The organism is Paenimyroides marinum, from assembly GCF_900108395.1.
GTDB classification, from domain to species: Bacteria; Bacteroidota; Bacteroidia; order Flavobacteriales; family Flavobacteriaceae; genus Flavobacterium; species Flavobacterium marinum.
This window is the reverse complement of record NZ_FNXE01000044.1, coordinates 1-18,133: the sequence shown is the minus strand read 5'-3', so window position 1 is coordinate 18,133 and position 18,133 is coordinate 1. Positions and strand designations below refer to the sequence as shown.

General features: G+C 35.4%; 18 protein-coding genes and 1 pseudogene. 6 read left to right on the top strand and 13 right to left on the bottom strand.

What is annotated here, in order from left to right; all coding sequences use genetic code 11:
• Positions 1-158: 158 nt before the first annotated feature.
• Entirely contained in the window at positions 159-770 is a 612-nt protein-coding gene (locus tag BLW20_RS12350; protein WP_091101608.1) for a 5'-methylthioadenosine/S-adenosylhomocysteine nucleosidase family protein, read from the bottom strand.
• Positions 771-939: 169 nt separating this feature from the next.
• On the opposite strand from BLW20_RS12350, the gene BLW20_RS12345 reads away from it, so the two are divergent.
• The 5 genes from BLW20_RS12345 to BLW20_RS12325 all read left to right on the top strand — a co-directional run bounded on the left by BLW20_RS12345 (position 940) and on the right by BLW20_RS12325 (position 5,107).
• Complete coding sequence (locus tag BLW20_RS12345; RefSeq protein ID WP_091101604.1) at positions 940-1,608, top strand: class I SAM-dependent methyltransferase; 669 nt, start codon at positions 940-942, stop codon at positions 1,606-1,608.
• A 193-nt stretch (positions 1,609-1,801) separates the two neighbouring features.
• Positions 1,802-3,325, top strand: coding sequence for a DNA recombination protein RmuC (gene rmuC / locus BLW20_RS12340; protein WP_091101601.1), 1,524 nt, complete (start codon positions 1,802-1,804; stop codon positions 3,323-3,325).
• Positions 3,326-3,779: 454 nt separating this feature from the next.
• Complete coding sequence (locus tag BLW20_RS12335) at positions 3,780-4,187, top strand: VOC family protein (protein WP_091101597.1); 408 nt, start codon at positions 3,780-3,782, stop codon at positions 4,185-4,187.
• 40 nt (positions 4,188-4,227) lie between these two features.
• Positions 4,228-4,680, top strand: coding sequence for an SRPBCC family protein (locus BLW20_RS12330; RefSeq protein WP_091101593.1), 453 nt, complete (start codon positions 4,228-4,230; stop codon positions 4,678-4,680).
• A gap of 10 nt (positions 4,681-4,690) precedes the next feature.
• Positions 4,691-5,107, top strand: a complete 417-nt coding sequence (locus BLW20_RS12325) for a DUF1801 domain-containing protein (protein ID WP_091101590.1) — start codon at positions 4,691-4,693, stop codon at positions 5,105-5,107.
• Between the two features lie 86 nt (positions 5,108-5,193).
• On the opposite strand, the gene BLW20_RS12320 is transcribed toward BLW20_RS12325, so the two are convergent.
• The 12 genes from BLW20_RS12320 to BLW20_RS12265 form a co-directional block, all read right to left on the bottom strand.
• Positions 5,194-6,219, bottom strand: a complete 1,026-nt coding sequence (locus BLW20_RS12320) for an IPT/TIG domain-containing protein (RefSeq protein WP_091101586.1) — start codon at positions 6,217-6,219, stop codon at positions 5,194-5,196.
• Positions 6,220-6,616: 397 nt separating this feature from the next.
• Positions 6,617-7,303 carry a hypothetical protein gene (locus BLW20_RS12315; RefSeq protein ID WP_091101582.1) on the bottom strand — a complete coding sequence of 229 codons (687 nt, stop codon included), beginning with the start codon at positions 7,301-7,303 and terminating at the stop codon, positions 6,617-6,619.
• Between the two features lie 53 nt (positions 7,304-7,356).
• On the bottom strand, positions 7,357-8,082 hold the full coding sequence (locus BLW20_RS12310; protein ID WP_091101578.1) for a DUF5018 domain-containing protein: 726 nt from the start codon (positions 8,080-8,082) through the stop codon (positions 7,357-7,359).
• A gap of 117 nt (positions 8,083-8,199) precedes the next feature.
• On the bottom strand, positions 8,200-9,027 hold the full coding sequence (locus tag BLW20_RS12305; RefSeq protein WP_091101574.1) for an HmuY family protein: 828 nt from the start codon (positions 9,025-9,027) through the stop codon (positions 8,200-8,202).
• 2 nt (positions 9,028-9,029) lie between these two features.
• Positions 9,030-9,740: an HmuY family protein gene (locus tag BLW20_RS12300; RefSeq protein WP_091101570.1), complete on the bottom strand. Its 711-nt coding sequence runs from the start codon at positions 9,738-9,740 to the stop codon at positions 9,030-9,032.
• A 20-nt stretch (positions 9,741-9,760) separates the two neighbouring features.
• The gene (locus tag BLW20_RS12295; RefSeq protein WP_091101612.1) at positions 9,761-12,115 is read right to left on the bottom strand and encodes a TonB-dependent receptor; all 2,355 of its coding nucleotides are present in this window, start codon (positions 12,113-12,115) and stop codon (positions 9,761-9,763) included.
• A gap of 454 nt (positions 12,116-12,569) precedes the next feature.
• The gene (locus tag BLW20_RS12290; protein ID WP_091101566.1) at positions 12,570-13,310 is read right to left on the bottom strand and encodes a LytR/AlgR family response regulator transcription factor; all 741 of its coding nucleotides are present in this window, start codon (positions 13,308-13,310) and stop codon (positions 12,570-12,572) included.
• Between the two features lie 82 nt (positions 13,311-13,392).
• The gene (locus tag BLW20_RS12285; RefSeq protein WP_091101561.1) at positions 13,393-13,689 is read right to left on the bottom strand and encodes an EF-hand domain-containing protein; all 297 of its coding nucleotides are present in this window, start codon (positions 13,687-13,689) and stop codon (positions 13,393-13,395) included.
• Between the two features lie 17 nt (positions 13,690-13,706).
• On the bottom strand, positions 13,707-14,444 hold the full coding sequence (locus tag BLW20_RS12280; protein WP_177165094.1) for a sensor histidine kinase: 738 nt from the start codon (positions 14,442-14,444) through the stop codon (positions 13,707-13,709).
• 295 nt (positions 14,445-14,739) lie between these two features.
• Positions 14,740-15,963, bottom strand: a complete 1,224-nt coding sequence (locus BLW20_RS12275) for an ABC transporter permease (protein ID WP_091101555.1) — start codon at positions 15,961-15,963, stop codon at positions 14,740-14,742.
• A gap of 10 nt (positions 15,964-15,973) precedes the next feature.
• Positions 15,974-16,714 (bottom strand): ABC transporter ATP-binding protein, encoded by a 741-nt coding sequence (locus tag BLW20_RS12270; RefSeq protein ID WP_091101550.1) that lies wholly within the window; start codon positions 16,712-16,714, stop codon positions 15,974-15,976.
• Between the two features lie 10 nt (positions 16,715-16,724).
• Complete coding sequence (locus BLW20_RS12265; RefSeq protein WP_262492805.1) at positions 16,725-17,846, bottom strand: efflux RND transporter periplasmic adaptor subunit; 1,122 nt, start codon at positions 17,844-17,846, stop codon at positions 16,725-16,727.
• A gap of 102 nt (positions 17,847-17,948) precedes the next feature.
• Here BLW20_RS12265 and BLW20_RS14775 point away from each other — a divergent pair.
• Positions 17,949-18,133 (top strand): annotated as a pseudogene (locus tag BLW20_RS14775) (IS982 family transposase); the annotation flags it as partial.

Genomic DNA, 18,133 nt, shown 5'->3' with positions numbered 1-18,133 from the left:
CAACTAATTTTGCCCTATTTGAAAGATTGCCCGTTTAGTAGTGATTAATTTTATACGATACTACAAAATTAAAAATCATTTCCTAATCCAAAATTGTACTATTTAGAACATTTATGGTACTTTTCGTTAATCTTTTACAGTTAGCTACAGCTACGGTTTTATAATTGTAACACTTTTTTATCTTTCATATTCAACTTTAATACTTTGCCAAAGGCCTCAGCTGCTTTATGAACCTGAACTGTCCAATCATCGGCAGCGTTATCATCTGCACCATCTGAAATATATTTAATACAGAGAAACGGTATATTTTCTTTCATAGCGACTAAAGCCAATGCGTAGGCTTCCATATCAACAACATTATAAATAGTGTTAGTATGTGCCATTTCAAAATTATCTCCTGTTCCACAAATTCCTTCGGGTAACCCCTCCATTTGTAACCCATACTCAAGGACAGGAGGCAATCCTGACAACGGCGTTTCGTATGCTTTATAGCCCAATCCCCTCACGTCCATATCTCGTTGCACGAATTTTGTACAACAGATTAATTCACCTTTCTTATAATAATTACTTCCGGCAGAGCCTAAATTAACTATCAAATGCGGTTTTTCTTCTTGTATGGCTTTTATCTGATTATAGGCTGCGTTTAATTTACCAATACCGCAAATTAAATGTCTGTACTCTGTGAAAACGCTGGCAGCTTCTGATGCTAAAGCAAATGTGAACAATACATTCTTAACAGGAAAAGCGTTTTTTTGATTTATAGTAATCATAACTTCTTTTTTATAAATTCAAGTTACTATTTGTTTTACGAACAGAAAAAACAGAGCAAAGGTTAAATAATTTTATTTTGAAAACAAAATCAAAACCATTTTCATTCTTATAATGGAATTGTATATTTGGTTGTTATAAATTATTCTACACACAAAAAGAACAAATCAAATGAGTAAAATAGAACTATTTGAAAGTGAAAGAGCAACAGAATATAATCAGTTTGTAGAAACCTGGATTCCAAACTATCATTACTTTTTAGACCTTTTGCCAAAACTTTTACGCGAAACAAAACAAAAAGATTTGCTGGTCGTTGGCTGCGGAACGGGAAACGAAATAGAACGATTTATAAATACACCTGAACAATGGACTATAACAGGTGTTGACCCGTCGCCCGAAATGATTAAACAAGCAAGCGAAAAATTACAAGTTCACCACAATATAACGCTAATAGAAGGTCTTGTTTCTAATCTTGATCCGGAGAAAAAATACAACATTGCAACACTTTTACTGGTTTTGCATTTTCTTGATGATAACGGAAACAAATTAAACTTACTGAAAGATATTGCCAACAGACTGGTGCCGGGTGCAACTTTTGTAATGCTTGACATAACAGGAAACAAATCTCAAATCAAACAAAATCTCGAAGTTCTTAAACTTCTTTTGCCAGAAGGTTTAAACGAAGAACAAATAAGCCAACGGCTAAAAAGAATAGAGAACGAGCTTTTTGCGGTTTCTGAAGAACGCTTATCCGAATTATTGCAAGAAGCAGGTTTCGAAGCTCCTGTTCGTTTCTTTCAATCAGCAATCTATATGGGCTGGCTCACAAAGAAGAAATGACTCCAATGGAATAAAACTGATGAAATATGGCATTGTACTAAATTTACCTTTTATTGATGTTTTACAACCAATATGATGATGCACTTTAGACATCATTCCTCCCGACAAAAAATAACTATCAATAAATGTCGTACCTTTTAAAGTGTCGTTTTAAACAGTGCTTTTTTATTTAAATTAGCAAAAACTTAAGCTTATGACGCTATCAGAACTACTTTTAATCATTATTTTGCTGCTTTTGGCTGTAAACATTTTTATTTCACTGCTAAAAAAAACGACCGTTTCTGCCGGCGGTCTGACAACTGATGTAACCAAAATAAGTTTAGACGTTTCTAAAATAGATCCGCTGATTCGGGCAGAATTTTCAAGTAACAGAGAAGAAAATCAAAAAAATGCCAAAGAATCAAGACAAGAACTGCAGGCTTCGCTAAAAGATTTTTCAGAACAACAATCAAAAACAATTAATGATTTAGCCAACAACCAACGGTTGCAATTAGAAACTTTTTCTAATATCCTTCAAACGCTTACAAAAAACAACGATGAAAAGTTTGAAAGGCTGATTAAATCAAATGAAGAAAAACTTGCTGAAAACAGAACCGAACTTGCTAACGGATTGAAATCATTTGAAGAAAAATTCACCCGAAACGTTAAGGATTTCAATGAACTTCAACGCCAGAAATTCACCGATCTGGCAGTAAAGCAAGAACAGATAAAATCGGATACAGAAATAAAGCTTGAAAAAATCCGTGAAACTGTTGAAACCAGTTTAAAATCGCTTCGTGAAGACAACACCAAAAAATTGGAAGAAATGAGGGTTACGGTTGACGAAAAACTGCAATCGACTTTAGAAAAAAGGTTTAACGATTCGTTTACCTTAATCAGCGAACGTCTTGAAATGGTTCACAAAGGTTTGGGAGAAATGCAGACGTTAGCAAACAGTGTGGGCGACATTAAAAAAGTGATGACCAATGTTAAATCGAGAGGAATTTTAGGAGAATACCAATTGGCTAACATTTTAGAAGACCTGCTGACTAACGAACAGTACGAGAAAAACGTTAAAACCAAACCACACAGCGGTGCTATTGTAGAATTTGCCATAAAAATGCCCAACAATAACAGTCTGGAAAAAACACTTTGGCTGCCCATTGATTCCAAGTTTCCGAAAGAAGATTACGAATCTCTTGTTGACGCTTATGATGAGGGCAATACAGAAAAAATCGAAGAATTTAAAAAATCGTTTAAAAATGCCATTATCAAAAATGCAAAAGATATTAAAGAAAAATACGTTGATCCGCCAAATACTACCGAATACGGTATCATGTTTTTACCGTTTGAAAGTTTATATGCCGAAGTTTTAAGAACACCCGGCTTATTTGAATTGATACAAAAAGATTATAAGATAACCATTACCGGACCAACCACTCTGAGTGCCTTATTAAGCAGTCTGCAAATGGGGTTCAGAACATTGGCAATAGAAAAACGCAGTGGCGAAGTATGGGATTTGCTCGGTGTGGTAAAAACAGAATTTGGCAAATTTGGCACCGTTTTAGAAAAAACCAAGAAAAAGTTGCAAGAAGCAACAAATACTATTGATCAGGCAGGAATCCGCAGCCGTGCCATTGAACGGCAATTACGAAAAGTACAAGAACTTCCCAGCGCCGAAGTTGAACAACAAATTTTAACAGAGTTAAATGACGATCCTTCAGAACCTGAATTTTGATTAAAAAACAAAAATGGTTATAGGAAAGCTCGTACCAAATAAAATATAACAGATTTTTTCCGTTCGTTCCAATAGCTATCGGAATTGTTGAAAACTTATACTTCACTATGTTACGTTACTCAAAATGACGATTTGTCTTAATACAATTAAGTCATATAAATACTCGTTGTGCATTTAGGAAACGAAAAAAATCAACTAACGTCACTTCGAGTGAGATTTCTGTAATGAAGTGGAAGAAATTTTGTATCGAGAAGTCTTTTTATTTAGTTCCCGATACAAAATCTTTCAGATTTTTACTCGAGCTGACGAATTTTTGTCCAAATACACAACAGGTCATATAAATATATTTTAGTACGAAGTTATAGAAAATCTTTAAAATCAGTTTCTTGTCTTAGGGCAAGTTTGTTTAAAAACCATCGGTTTAAATTTGTATATAACATAAAAATCAATCAAAATGGCAAAGCAAGTTTTCATCAATTTGGCAGTAAAAGACCTTCAAAAATCAATGGATTTTTATACTGCATTAGGCTTTACAAACAATCCGCAGTTTTCTGACGATACCGCAAAATGTATGGTCTGGAACGAAAGTATTTTTGTGATGATTTTAACCCACGAGAAATTTTCATCGTTTACAACAAAACCCATAGCCGATACCAAATCAAACATAGCTGCACTTTTTTCTTTATCGTTCAATAGTTTAGATGAAGTGAATAATGTTATGACAAAAGGATTAAATGCGGGTGGAACAGAACCTACCCCCATGAAAGATTACGGTTTTATGCAACAGCGGACTATTGAAGATTTCGACGGACACACCTGGGAACTTTTTTATATGGATATGAACAATATGCCTGCCGAATAATATCTTAACTGTAAACAGAAACTTATTAAACCAAATTACAATGGAAAAATTACAATTTAAAACAATCATCAATGCACCGGCTGCAAAAGTTTACCACACAATGCTGGGATTGAGCGACAAAGCCACCTACGAGGCATGGACTTCCGAATTTAACCCCACCTCAACATACGAAGGAAATTGGGAAAAAGGGAGTAAAATACTTTTCATAGGTACAGACGAAAACGGAGTTAAAGGCGGAATGGTTTCTGAAATCGCAGAGAATATTCCCAATAAATTTGTTTCTATACGGTCATATGGTCTTTTAAAAGACGGCGTTGAAATTACAGAAGGCTCAGAAGTGGAACAATGGGCTGGCGGTTTTGAAAATTATTCTTTTGAAGAAAACAACGGTGCCACCACCCTTACTGTTGATCTTGATACTGTTGAAACGTATGCAGATTATTTCAAAGAAGTCTATCCAAAAGCGTTAGATAAATTAAAATCCCTGTTTTAAATTTAAGTCTATGAAACCGGATATTCAAACATACAACAAAGAACTATCAGAAAGCGATCAACAAATCTGTAGGTTGCTTTTTGATGAAATCAATAAAAACCTGCCCGAAGCCGAGCATAAAATATGGCATGCACATCCTGTTTGGTTTTTAGACGGAAACCCCGTCACGGGCTACAGTAAACAAAAGGCAGGAATCCGATTGATGTTTTGGAGTGGTGCCGATTTTGATGAAGAAAAATTAAATGTAAAGGGTACAAAATTTAAAGATGCTTCTATTTTTTACAACAATATTTCTGAGATTAACACGACAGATTTAAAACGATGGCTCAAAAAATCAAGAGACATTCAATGGGATTATAAAAATATCGTAAAGAAAAAAGGTGTATTAGATCGGTTAGACTCTATAAAATTAAAAAATGGTTATTAAAAAGGCTGTTCAAAAAGAACAGCCTTTTATCATAAATGAGCATTTCCCTGTTTTCTAAATTTATTTTTCACAACATTTTTTTGGGTTTATTCTGTTACTGTTAGTTTAAATGCAATCATTTTTTCTTCAGCACCGTCCACAAAAAACAGGCGGGTATATTCAGCTGCCGGGGTACCTGCGGGTACTTTAAAGGTTGCCACATACGGGGTACGGGTAACTATTTCCAAAGGGTAACGGGCACCGGTATTACCTATGGCAACAGATACACTGTCAACATCATCTAAATTGGTACCACGAATACTGAATGTATCGCCTGATGCCACGGTAAGATTATTGATAAATGATGAAATTGCTGTTTCCTCACTCTCTGTAATTTCGGTTTCAAACCAGTATTGTTCGTTAGAAGCTCTTAAAATATATTCGCCGTTTTTAATACGTACATCGTATTTACCCTCAGGCACATCCGTAGGAAAGTAAAAATAAATACCCGCATCTCTAAACGGAGAACCTGACCCCATACCTGTACCGAAATAAACAATTTCGCAGTCGTATTCGGTGGTTTGGTCAGCCGCCGAAACCAAATACACCCGGGTTTGCTCTAAATTAAACCAAACGTTATCTAAATTATTATATTTCCCAATTGTAAGATTGTGCCATTGCCCTAAATTTCCTTTAGTAATAGCAGTAAATGTTTTAGGTTGTGGTTGGCGGAAATCGACCTGTAAGGTGTATTGCCTGGTGGTACCTGCCTGCGAAGTTACGGTGTATTTCTGTCCCGTTTTAAACGGTACGGGGGTGCCGGGATTGGGGCTAATTGAAGCGTGGTCTGCCAAGGTAATGCTTGGGGTAATGTTTTCGGGCATTTCATAATAGCTTACCCACAATACTTTTATGGTATCGTTTACAATGGCTGCCTGCATAGGCTGCTGGTCTTCAAACTCTTGCACCGTAAAGCTTTTTATATAGGCATCGCCCGACACATAGAGGGTGTCGCCCGGAATGTCGTTATAGACCGTGGTGTATTCAGACTCACACGAGGTGGTAACTGTTAATGCTGCGACACAAAGCGTTAAAAAGGCAAAAAGATGTTTTTTACGTTTATTTTGTTCCATTTTTTTTATTTTTTAGTATTTGAATGTTTCATTTTTTAATATGTATACCCGTAATGTATCATAATACATGATTTTCGATCTTTTGTCATTCCGACGAAAGAGGAATCATTTTAATAGATTTTTCATTCTACTTCGTTCCATTCAGGATGACAACTTCTGTCATTCCGATACTTCGACCTTGCTCAGTACAGGCTTTAGGAGGAATCTCAAAGATTGCTGCTCCTATTCGCAAGCGTGGGTCCTCACTCTGTTCAAAATGATAAAGAACTATTTATAAACATTATTTTATTTTTTTATATTTGCAGGCTTAAAACTAAAGCCTGTTATTTTTTAAATTATCGGGCAGCGGTTTTGTTAAACTATTTTTGCCCGAATCCCCGTTCGGGCATTTTTTATGCTACAATACCTTGGTATAGGTATAACTTACCGTACCATAGAAAGGCGGTGCACTAAATGTAGGCACAATACTGGTTACTTCTATCAAATACGCTTCTACAGCAGATAAAGGATTCGTAACCGCTGTAGCAGATATAGCGGAAGCATCTTTCCAAATCACTACTTTTTTAGTAATGGTTAAACCTCCCGGTTGTTGATATTCATAGTACCCCAAACCAAAGTCGTACGGACTAACAATACCATGAGCACCAACCACATTCTCCGGTATAAAGCTGCCGCAAGAAGGGTCTGTACCCACATTTGCAGGAACATTTTTGACAATAACCTCTTCTGCTATATCATCCCACTCGTATGTACAGTCATAAGCAGGATCAACCACTCCAATGTACCAGCCCGATGTAAGCGGGCGAATACTACCACCGTACATTCCTTCGAACTGTACACTTACGGTTCCAATAGTTTTGGTTACCTCATTCCAAACACAATAATCACCAGACGAACCTGTTAAATCTTTATAGACAACCGCGTTGTCAGAAACCGAATTTTCGCAATCAACCGCTGTTGCACTTGTTGATTTTGATTGATAAGACGAAGTGTCATTGTACACCTCATCATTTACGCTGTCTTGTTCACATGAAACAAAGAACATAGCGGTCATTAAAGAAATTGATAAAACTAATTTTCTCATTGTTTAAAATTTTAAAAATTAAAATACTAATAATGCCGCCCGATAGTTATATTTTATTGAAAAATTACAGGTAATTCCATCCGTTTGGTAATACCATAGCTTTCCAGTTGTAACCAATATTCTGTCTGTTTATCTGCACTTAATGTTTGATATTCTTCAGACGTCCAATTAGCAGCTGCAAATGATAACCTCATAGTGGAGCTATTAGCCTCGTTCATGATATAATTCCAAATTTTTTCACCATTTTCATTGGTCAGATACAGCCTGGTGACTGCCCCTGACGGTAAAAGATTTATGCCAGTTACCTCAACAGATATCCCAATTTTTGCAGTAACTGTTTCGGTAGAACGTTCATTCAACACCATATCGGGGTACTGTATTACCACGTTTACGGTGTATTTTGCCGTGGTACCGTCTGCAGCGGTAACGGTATATTCAAACGGGGTGTCTGCAAATACCGGTACCAGCTCGTCTGCGGTTGGCGAAATGGTGGTACCCTGTGGCAGTTCTATGGCAACTTCCATAAATTCTAACTGGTAATAAGCCGGCAGATACACCGTAATGGTTTTTGCATCGTTGTCAATAGCACTGTAAATAGCATGTTTTTCACCCGGATTTGTTACTTTGTAACTTAAAATTTTGTTTTTGCTTTGGTCTGTAATTATTTCTGTAACGTCTTCGCCTTTACGGTCTTCGTAGATACTAAATTCGTCGGTACAGCTATATAAGCTTACACCACCAAGTATTAGATATGCAAAAAGGATTAATTTATTTTTCATTTTTTATATATTTATTTAGACTTGATAAAAATAATATTAAATACCATATTCCCCAAAAAAAAGTTAATTTTATTTTAAAAGAATCTTAAATAGCCGGGGCTAAGGTTTTTGGTGACACTATTTTATTTCAAATTTGGTACTGCCTTTAGGAACAACAACATATTCAAAAGTAAAATACATTTTTGGTGCGGTACGTGTAAAGTCTTCACGATTAAAAATATCTTTATAAACCGAAATCATTTTTATTTTGGCATAATCGCCTTTTGCCGTTTTTAGAATAAGCGTACGGGCAGGAACCGTTGTTCCGTTGTTTAAAACAAGAGGTTCACCCAACGCGTAGGCAATGTGTCTATTGTCATACGAACCGTCACGTACAAGGTCTCCGTCAAAATCGTACAAATACCAGCCCTTTCCATTGCCAAACGCCCCGTTTTCGTCGGTTCCATAAATTTCCCTGTTTGTTTTAAATACGCTGTCGTCAGGTATATCGGTTACTTCGTCAAAAGGCTGTGCTACAATGTAAATACCGCCAACCGCAGACGTACCAGAACCTAAGTTGCCGGTATCAGAACCATTGTTACCTGATAAAAAGCTGCTGTACAATCCACTAAATCCTAAATCCCACCGAGTGGTTTTTCGGTAATCGCTAATAATTTCTTTATTTTCTACCAAACTATAATATAAAATATCCTTGTCTTCAAACTGATCTCCATCAGCAAGGGTATAACCAAAATTTTCAACACGTATAAGTTTGTTATAATTTGTTGTAGGCGGCGTATCATCATCAATGGGTGCATTATCATCGTCAATTACTTCCGGAGAATCGTCTGTTACCACAGAAGGATTGCTGTCATCTCCTGAACAGGCTGTTAATACTACACTGCATATAAATAGCAATGTAAATGTTTTTAAAAGGGTACTGATTTTTAAATTACTTTTTTTCATCTTTATCTGGTTTTTAAATTTGTTGTTCCATCTTCCTGTATAAAATATCTAAACGTATAGTAGGGTGCCGGCCAATGCAAATCGGTAACTGCCGGCGGATTGCCTTTATACGCATTTACCAACTGCAATTTGGCATACTTACCATCTTGCAAACGAATAATGTAAGTTCGGTTTGGAATTGCCTGCATAATATGGGTACTCATACTATAGTAGAACCACCCGGGAGATTCGCTTGAGCCAGCCCAACCGATTTTATTTACCTCACTGTTATTAAAAGCTTCTTCGGAAACGGCTTCGTTCACAAAATCGTAAGCTTGTTCTACCATTACCACAGCTGTATTGTCTGCTTCGCCTCCATAGCCGGGGTTAAGGTTCTTATGGGCATTGTTTACAAATACTTCACTGTTGTAAGGACCTGTAAATGCCAAATCCCAGTCTTTAGATTTTAACCATTGCACCGAATCTTCTTTTGTTTTGATCCAGATCTGTTTCTTATCCTTAAATCTGAATAAAAAAGTGTAAAACGGACGCTGTTCTTTTCCATCGGTACCTTCGCCCATAGCGGCACCTGTATCTCCTGCCAGATCGTAAATCACGGTTGATTTACCATCCTCTAAACTGTTTTCTGCTTCTTCATCGTCTTTTGTACACGCTGTTGCCACGAGTAAAATCGAAAGAAAAAACAGACTGAGCTTTGTTGTTCTTTTTATCATATATCAATCATTTTTAATTATTATTCTTTAAAAAATCTGTAGGTAGCCCCCATAAGTATTATTCGCCCTGGTTGACCTGGCATTAGTGGATCTGTATAGTCAAACAGGTTATCTACCGTAACTCTTAATGAAAGCTGTTTTTTTAATATTTTCTTTTCCAAACTTAGGTTTAATAAGAAATGACCGTCAACAAACGTATCGTATTTATCTATAAACTGATTTCCGTTCCGATCTCCAAACGGATATTTTCCCCGGTAATTGGTACGTATGGTCGTACTAACATCCCATGGCTGGTAATTATAAAAGATGTTTAAATTAGCCATGTGCCTTGACCTGTTTTCTATACCCCAATAATCGCTTTCTTTTACGGGATATGATTTACCTGTTTTTGGATCATGAATGTTTTGATTATAGGGCCATTTATTTGCACGGATGCTATCCTGAACGCTCAAATCTTTTGAAACTAAATACTGATACCCCAGGCTGATATTTAAATTTTCAAAGGGTTTGTATTTTACAGAAATATCAAATCCTTTATTTACAGCTTCAGGAAGGTTTTGATAGGTATAAATAATTTGGTTATTCATTCCCGTAGCTACCTGTATGCTGTTGATCTGATTTTGTATATGATGATAAAAGAAACTGTTTTCTACCTGTAATTTTTTTGAAGGTACCCATTCAAAACCTGCATTATAAGAGGTGCTTTTTTCTGCCTGAAGGTTATTGGCTGTTTGATTCAGCACATATTCTCTTACTTCGCTAATTTGCCCTTGCCTATCCATTTCTTCAAGTGTTTGTCGTAAAATAGCATTTCCTATTAAGAGGTAATTTGTAGAAGGGTTATAAAAAACCAAATAATTCTTTTTGAAATCCGGAGCTTTAAATCCCGTCCCCACACCGGTTTTGAAAGTAAGTGACGGGACTATTTTATATTGTATTCCTAAACTTGGATTTATCCGTCCCGAGTAATTATTTGTATAATCATATCGTAAACCACCAACAACCTTGAATTTTTCTATCGGCAGCCATTCGCCCTGAAGATAACTAAAAAAGGAATATTGTTTATCGACATCTACCAACTGTTGGTCTTTCATATCTTCCATACTTCCACCAATACCACCAACAAATTGGTACTCTTGCCCTGATTTAAACGAAAATTGTTGATCAAGCCTGTGCATATCCTGTTTAAAGACGTCCTGCATCAGACGGGTATTATTATTTTGAAGCGTAACACTCATATCCGCATTATAATAGGTGAAATAATAGCGGGTAAGCGTTTTAAAACGACTGCTTATTTTATTCTCTAAAGTAAACGCAGCATTTAGATCTTGTTCGTTCTGGGTGTCGTCAGAAATGGTACCTATACCAAAATCTTTTTGCATTAAGGATTTTCTTAACCCATAACGGATATTGGCTCCCAAAACTACTTTTTCGTTCAATTTATACTTTCCTCTTGTTTGAAAAGCATAATTGTCATAAGGTGGTGAAGTTACTCCTTTAATGTACTTTGTATTGGTATTAAACCCGTCTGTCCTGTAATAATTTACTCCGGCATATAGCGAACCTTTTTCGTTTAAAGGAATTTCTCCTTCAACCGTTGCGTCAACTATATTAAAAGTTCCGTAATTAACAGAAGTCAATAACTGGGGATCAACCGCTCCTACTTTTGTGATAATATTAATGGTCCCGCCTAGAGCTTCACTCCCGTAAAGACTTGAAGAAGCCCCTTTTATAATTTCGATTCTTTCAATACTGGAAACACTGATTCGTGACAAATCCAAATCACCACTGTTCCTTCCTACCAAGGGCTGTCCATCAATCAAAACCATTATGTATTCACTTCCAAAGCCCTGCATTTGAACACCTACAGAACGAGTACCGCCACCAATATTATTTACAATTGCCATACCGGTCTGTTCCTTTAATACTTCATCCAACCTTCGGCTTCCCATTAATTCAATAGTTTTTTTGTCGATTGTAACTACAGGCATTGCACTGTATTGTGATTTTATAAAATCGTCTGTTCGTTCTTTTTCTACATTAATATTAACTACCTCTAAAAGTTCAGACTCATCTTCCAAATAAAAATCAACCGTTTCTGATTTATTAAGAAATACTTTCTTTTGTTCAATAAGCCCGTTTATTTTAATGTTTATTATATATTCTCCTGAATTTAAATTTTCAAACTTGTAAATACCTTCTTTATTAGTATTCACCTCTATATTGTTAGGGGTTAAGACCACACTTACACCAGCAGCAACTTGTCCATTGTAAACCAACCTCCCATTAATATTGAAACGATCTTGAGCATTAGACAGACCGGAAGTAAAAAAAATTATTAAAATGAATAATATGCAGGTATTGTTTTTGAGCATTTTTTGCACAAAATTACACATTTATCCTTATTAAGAATAAATAAAAATAATTTTTCATTAAAAAAACACCTACAATTTAGTAAAAAAAAGATTTTACATAATAGCGGCACATTAATGATTATCTGTATTTTATATAATATTCAAATTTTATTGTTTAGAGGTCATGAGATAATTACATATTTTCAAACTCAGTAAAAGTCTTTAAACACAACGTTTGTCATTCCGTAGGAATCTCTTATCGGTATTTATAAAGATGCTTACAGCATGAAATATGTCGTTAAGTTCAAAATACTGTTAATTTATAGTGTTTTATTGAATATTAGGTATGAATTTAAGAATGACCTCTATTATTGTTTATTAATCAAAGTAGAGAGGTATTTTAAATTATGAATAAAGATGTTTAAACTTTGACAGGACTTAACTCAGTATTAGTATATCCAAAACGAATATTCATTTATTCTCTTACGTGTAAACTTTTCCCTTTCAAAAAAATATCAAAAATTTCCTTGTACTGGTCTGCAATGGTAATTCTTTGGTTTTGAATGATAACCTGACTGCGTTCTACACTTTCTACCCGGTTGAGTGCAATGATAAACGAACGGTGGATTCTCATAAACCTGTCCGAAGGTAATTCTTCTTCTAATTTTTTTAAACTTATCAGACTGAGAATGGGTTTTGGCTGGTTTACCAGAAAGATTTTTGCATAGTCTTTCAGTCCTTCAATATAAAGTATATCATTAAAATTTATCTTAATTTGCTTGTATTCCGATTTGATAAAAAAATATTCTTTATCTACAACAGAAATACTGTTTAGTTTTGCTAGTCCTAACCAATTTTTGGCTTTGTTGGCTGCTGTTAAAAATTCGGAATAATCAAATGGCTTCAACAGGTAATCCAAAGCATTTACTTTATAACTTTCCAATGCAAATTGGTCAAAAGCGGTGGTAAAAATAATTTTTATATTCTCAGGAAGCGTTTTGGAAAATTCAAGTCCGTTTAGTTCTGGCATTTGAATATCTAAAAAAATAACATCTGGTTTTTTGTGCAGACTAAGGTAATTTAGTGCCTCGAAAGCATTAGTGCATTTTCCTATTAGTTCTAAAAAGGAGGGCGTTTGCAGAACATATTTTTCCAAAAGTGATAAAGCCATTGGTTCGTCATCAACTATTAAACATTTTAATTTGTTTTTCACCATCTTACGAAGATACTAAAAATAAAAATACCCTCTTTAGAATTTCTAAAAATCTAAAGAGGAGAAAAAATCCTAAGAAATAAAATTATAACCCTAAAAGCGATTTATAAGAAACTAATTCCGTTAAAGAAAGTCCGCTGTCCTTGTTCGTATCAATAGTTGTGAAGTTTTCAGTTAGTGACGTAAGATTTAAGGATGAAGCTGCCCCGGAAATTTCCGATTTTGAAAGTTTTCCGTTTCCGTCAGTGTCCAGGTCATTGTACTTTTCAATAGCAGTTAAAAGATATTGATATTTAGATGTTGATGCTGTACTTCCTGTAAGTGAAGAACAAGATGTTAGAGTTGCTACAACAATTCCGGCTAAAATTAACTTTTTTTCCATTGTAAAATTGAATTAAATTAAGAATTTACTTTAACTATTAATGTAACCACAAACTGGTCATTTTGTATTTCAATATTTAACGAATGGTTGTTTTCATATAACAAAGCCAAACGTTTTCTAAGATTTTCTATACCAATTCCTGAACCGCTCATATCATTTTTGTCTTTTGGGAAATTATAATTTTTAGAGATGAAAATTACAGTATTGTTTTCCACTTTCATTTCAAAATTCAGCCACGAGATCTTTGTTGCCGAAATACCGTGTTTAAAAGCATTTTCTACGATAGAAACAAACAGCAACGGTGCTATGCTTAAATTTGGTATGTCTTTTGGAAAATAGGTTTCAATTACGGTATCATCATTTTGCCTTAAAGCCATAAGGCTGATATATTTATTCAGAAAATTAATTTCATCAGACAAAGGAACTTTTTCTTCTTCTGAATTTTGAAGTAAATGACGCATCAATTTACTTAGACTGTGAATGGTTTGCTTGGCTTTTTCCGGTTCGGTATCCACCAAAGCATAAATATTATTCAAAGAATTGAAAAAGAAATGAGGCTGTAACTGATATTTTAAATGTTGTAACTCTGACTGTAACTTGATATTATCTGCCTCTTGTTTCAATACTTCTATTTTAAGCAGTCTTTTTCCGGACTGTATTGCTATGGCAAATGCAACGGGAATCAGATAAATAAGTGTGTCTATATAAATTATTGATATAAAAGGAGGTGCGTTGTCCGGTCTTTCTTTTTTCATTTCAGGGAGAAGATTCCACATTATAATCTCGTGTAGCAGGGTTACGGAAAAAGCTACAAGCAATATATTTCCAATAAAAAACAATATTTTTTTATTGTTGAAAAACCATTTTTTTACCCAAAATAAATAATTGACATAAAAAATAACCGCTAATAGAAAAATTTGTAACCAAAAACGATGAAAAAGCTCATTCCAAGATCTTCCTAAACCTACGGTAAAAGCGTAAGGCAGAAAAAACAAAACAAGCCAAACCAATAGGTGTGTAATGATTTCTATGCGTTTATTTTTTATCGAATTATTCATATCTCAAAGCTGTAATAGGGTCTGATGCAGAGGCTTTTCGTGCAGGATACCACCCAAAAAACACTCCTGTAATAGTACAAACAATAAATGATAAAATTATGGAAAAAGATGTAATACTTACAGGCCAACCCAAAAATGTAGAAATTATAAAAGTAGTAATAAGTCCCAGTAAAACTCCCAGTAAACCACCGGTGACGCTTATAAGAACAGATTCTATAAGGAATTGCATCAGAATAAATTTTCCTTTAGCTCCGATAGCCATTCTCAATCCTATTTCTTTGGTTCGTTCTTTAACCGAAACATACATAATATTCATAATCCCAATACCACCCACCAATAAAGAAATTCCTGCAATTGCTACCAACAATACCGTAAGCATCTCGCTGGTAGAACTAAAGGTATTGATGATTTCTTGTTGGGAAGACACATTAAAATCATTATCTTCTGAAGGATCAATGTTATGTGTTTTTTCCAGAATGGCAGTTATTTCATTTACTGCCCGCTCTGCCTGGTCTTCACTAAGAGCCGATGCTACAATGGATTGAAGGTAATTTTGAGCAAGAATGCGTTTTTGAATCGTAGTATAAGGAGCAATGATAATATCATCCTGATCCTGCCCAAATGTATTTTCTCCTTTTTCTGTCAGCACACCAATTATTTTAAAAGGAATACTATTGAAACGAATGCTCTTTCCGATAGGGTCTTCACCATTTGGAAATAAATTTTCCTGAATAGTTTTCCCAATGACAGCTACTTTTGCATAAGAATTAACATCACTTTGGTCAAATATTACCCCACTCTCTACGTTCCACTCTCTGATTGATAAATATTCAGGAGAAGCTCCGTAAATAGATGTAGGCCAGTTGTAAGCTCCCGAAATAACTTGCCCGCTACCATTTACCAAAGGAGAAACGTTTTTAATTAAAACAGACTGTTCCTTTATTGCAGCATAATCGGATAGTTTTAAGGACTGCATACTGGTTTGGTCAGAAGTTCGGACACCACCCATCATTCCGGCTCCCGGACGTATAGTAATCATATTGGCTCCCATACTGGAAATGTTCTTTTTTATGCTTTCTTTTGAACCTTCTCCAATGGCAAGCATTGCAATAACCGAAGCTACACCAATGATGATCCCAAGCATTGTTAGCATAGTCCGCGTTTTGTTAAGCAGTATAGCTTTCCAGGCTATTTTAAAAAGATTTGAAATATTCATTATATATGATTTAACTGGTTTTTGGCAGTTTTTTTAATTCTTCAATAGCTATAAACCTTTCTGTTATGTTTTTGTCTTCTGTAATCAATCCGTCCCGCAATACCACAGTTCGTTTACTGAATTGGGCTATGTCTGTTTCGTGGGTTACAAATCCAATAGTTATTCCGTTATCGTTAAGTTCCTGAAACAGCTGCATTACTTCATACGAAGTCCGTGTGTCCAGATTTCCCGTTGCTTCGTCAGCTAAAAGAATTACCGGATTATTCACGAGTGATCTGGCAATGGCAACTCTTTGTTGCTGTCCTCCGGAAAGCTGGCTGGGTATGTGGTACATACGACTTTCCATACCTACTTTTTTAAGGGCTTCTGCGGCTCTTTCTTTTCTTTCTGCTGCAGACTCCTTGGAATTGTATAACAACGGAAGTTCTACGTTTTCAATGGCAGAAGTTCGTGCCAAAAGATTGTATGACTGGAAAATGAAACCTATTTTGGTATTTCTTATTTCTGCAAGTTCATCTTTAGTCAGGTTTTTTACCGAAATACCATCTAATTCATATATTCCCGAAGTAGGTTTGTCCAAACATCCTAATATATTCAACAAGGTAGATTTCCCGGAACCACTGGTTCCCATTATGGTTACAAATTCTCCCGGACTTATCGTCAGGTCAGTACCTCTTAATGCCCTTACCGTTTCATCTCCCATACGAAATTCGCGGGTTAGTTCCGTTATTTTTATAATAGGTTTATCCATATCCGGCAAATTAGTTTGTTGAAGTAGCTTTTTTATTTCCTCTACTTGGCGGTTTTGGCATAAAAGGACTATCGCTGCTTGAATCGGATTGGGAATTAGAAACAACCTTCGTTTCTGAAATAGCCGTTACCACTTTTTCCCCAGCCGAAATTCCTGAAAGTATCTGTACATTTACTCCGTCTTTATCTCCTATGGTAATATTTTTCTGTTCTATGGCTTTGTTTTGCTTTAAAACCCAAACAGATGTTCCTTCTTCATTAACAGCAGGTACAGGATCTGTGATTCCGTTTTTTTCGTAATAAGAAGTAAGAAGTGCCAAATCGGGAGTAAATTGAAGTGCCTGAGCAGGAATAACAATAATATCTTTCAGTTCTTTGGTAAAAATTGTTATGGTAGCTGTAAGCCCGGGTTTCAATTTTTGGTCAGGATTGTCGGCATCAACAATAACGGTATAAGTTACCACATTGGAAGTAGTGGTTGCTCCTAAACGGACTTGTTTTACCCTTCCCGAAAATTCCAGTTCCGGAAAAGCATCTACCGTAAAAGAAACCCGCTGCCCTTCAACTACATTTCCTATATCGGCTTCATCTACATCGGCTTCAACCTGCATTTTGGTAATGTCTTTAGCAATGGTAAACAACGTAGGTGTTGTCATACTTGCGGTTACGGTTTGCCCTTCTTCTACTTCTTTAGTAAGGATAACTCCGTCAATAGGTGAATAAATATAAGCATAACCCAAATTGGTTTTTGCCTGACGAAGTGTAGTCTGGCTTTGTGTAACAGCCGCTTTTGCATTTTGCAACTGATATACTGCCGTTTCAAAATCTGCCTTACTGATTACCTGTGCTTCGTACATATTTTTCTGACGGTTGTAGTTTTGTTGTTGGAAATTCAACTGGCTTTGTGCTGCATTATATGCCGCCTGTGCGTTGGAAACCGACTCGTTCAGATTCGTTTTATCCAATTCTGCCAAGAGCTGTCCTTTTTTTACTACACTGTTGAAATCTACATAAATCTTTTCAACCAAACCCGATACCTGAGTACCAACATCTACCTGATCTACAGGTTCTACCGTTCCGGTTGCCGTTACCTCGTTCGTGATTTCGCCTGTAACAACATCTGTTGTACTTATAACCTGAGTTCGATTATTATTTAGGATAAATATATTGTGTAAAAAAAGAAATAGTTGTATATTTAATTATCTGATTGTTAAATATTTAAACAACTATTTCTTATGATTAATTTCGATAAAATTACAGAAATTTTTTGTCTTGTTGATGAATTTTGCCAGCAATTTTTTCCTTTTCTTGAAAAAAACAGTATTGGAAACAAATCTAAAAGACCCCCAATGATGTCACCCAGTGAAATAATCAGTATTATGATTCTTTTTCATTTGAGCGGTTTCAGATGCTTTAAGCA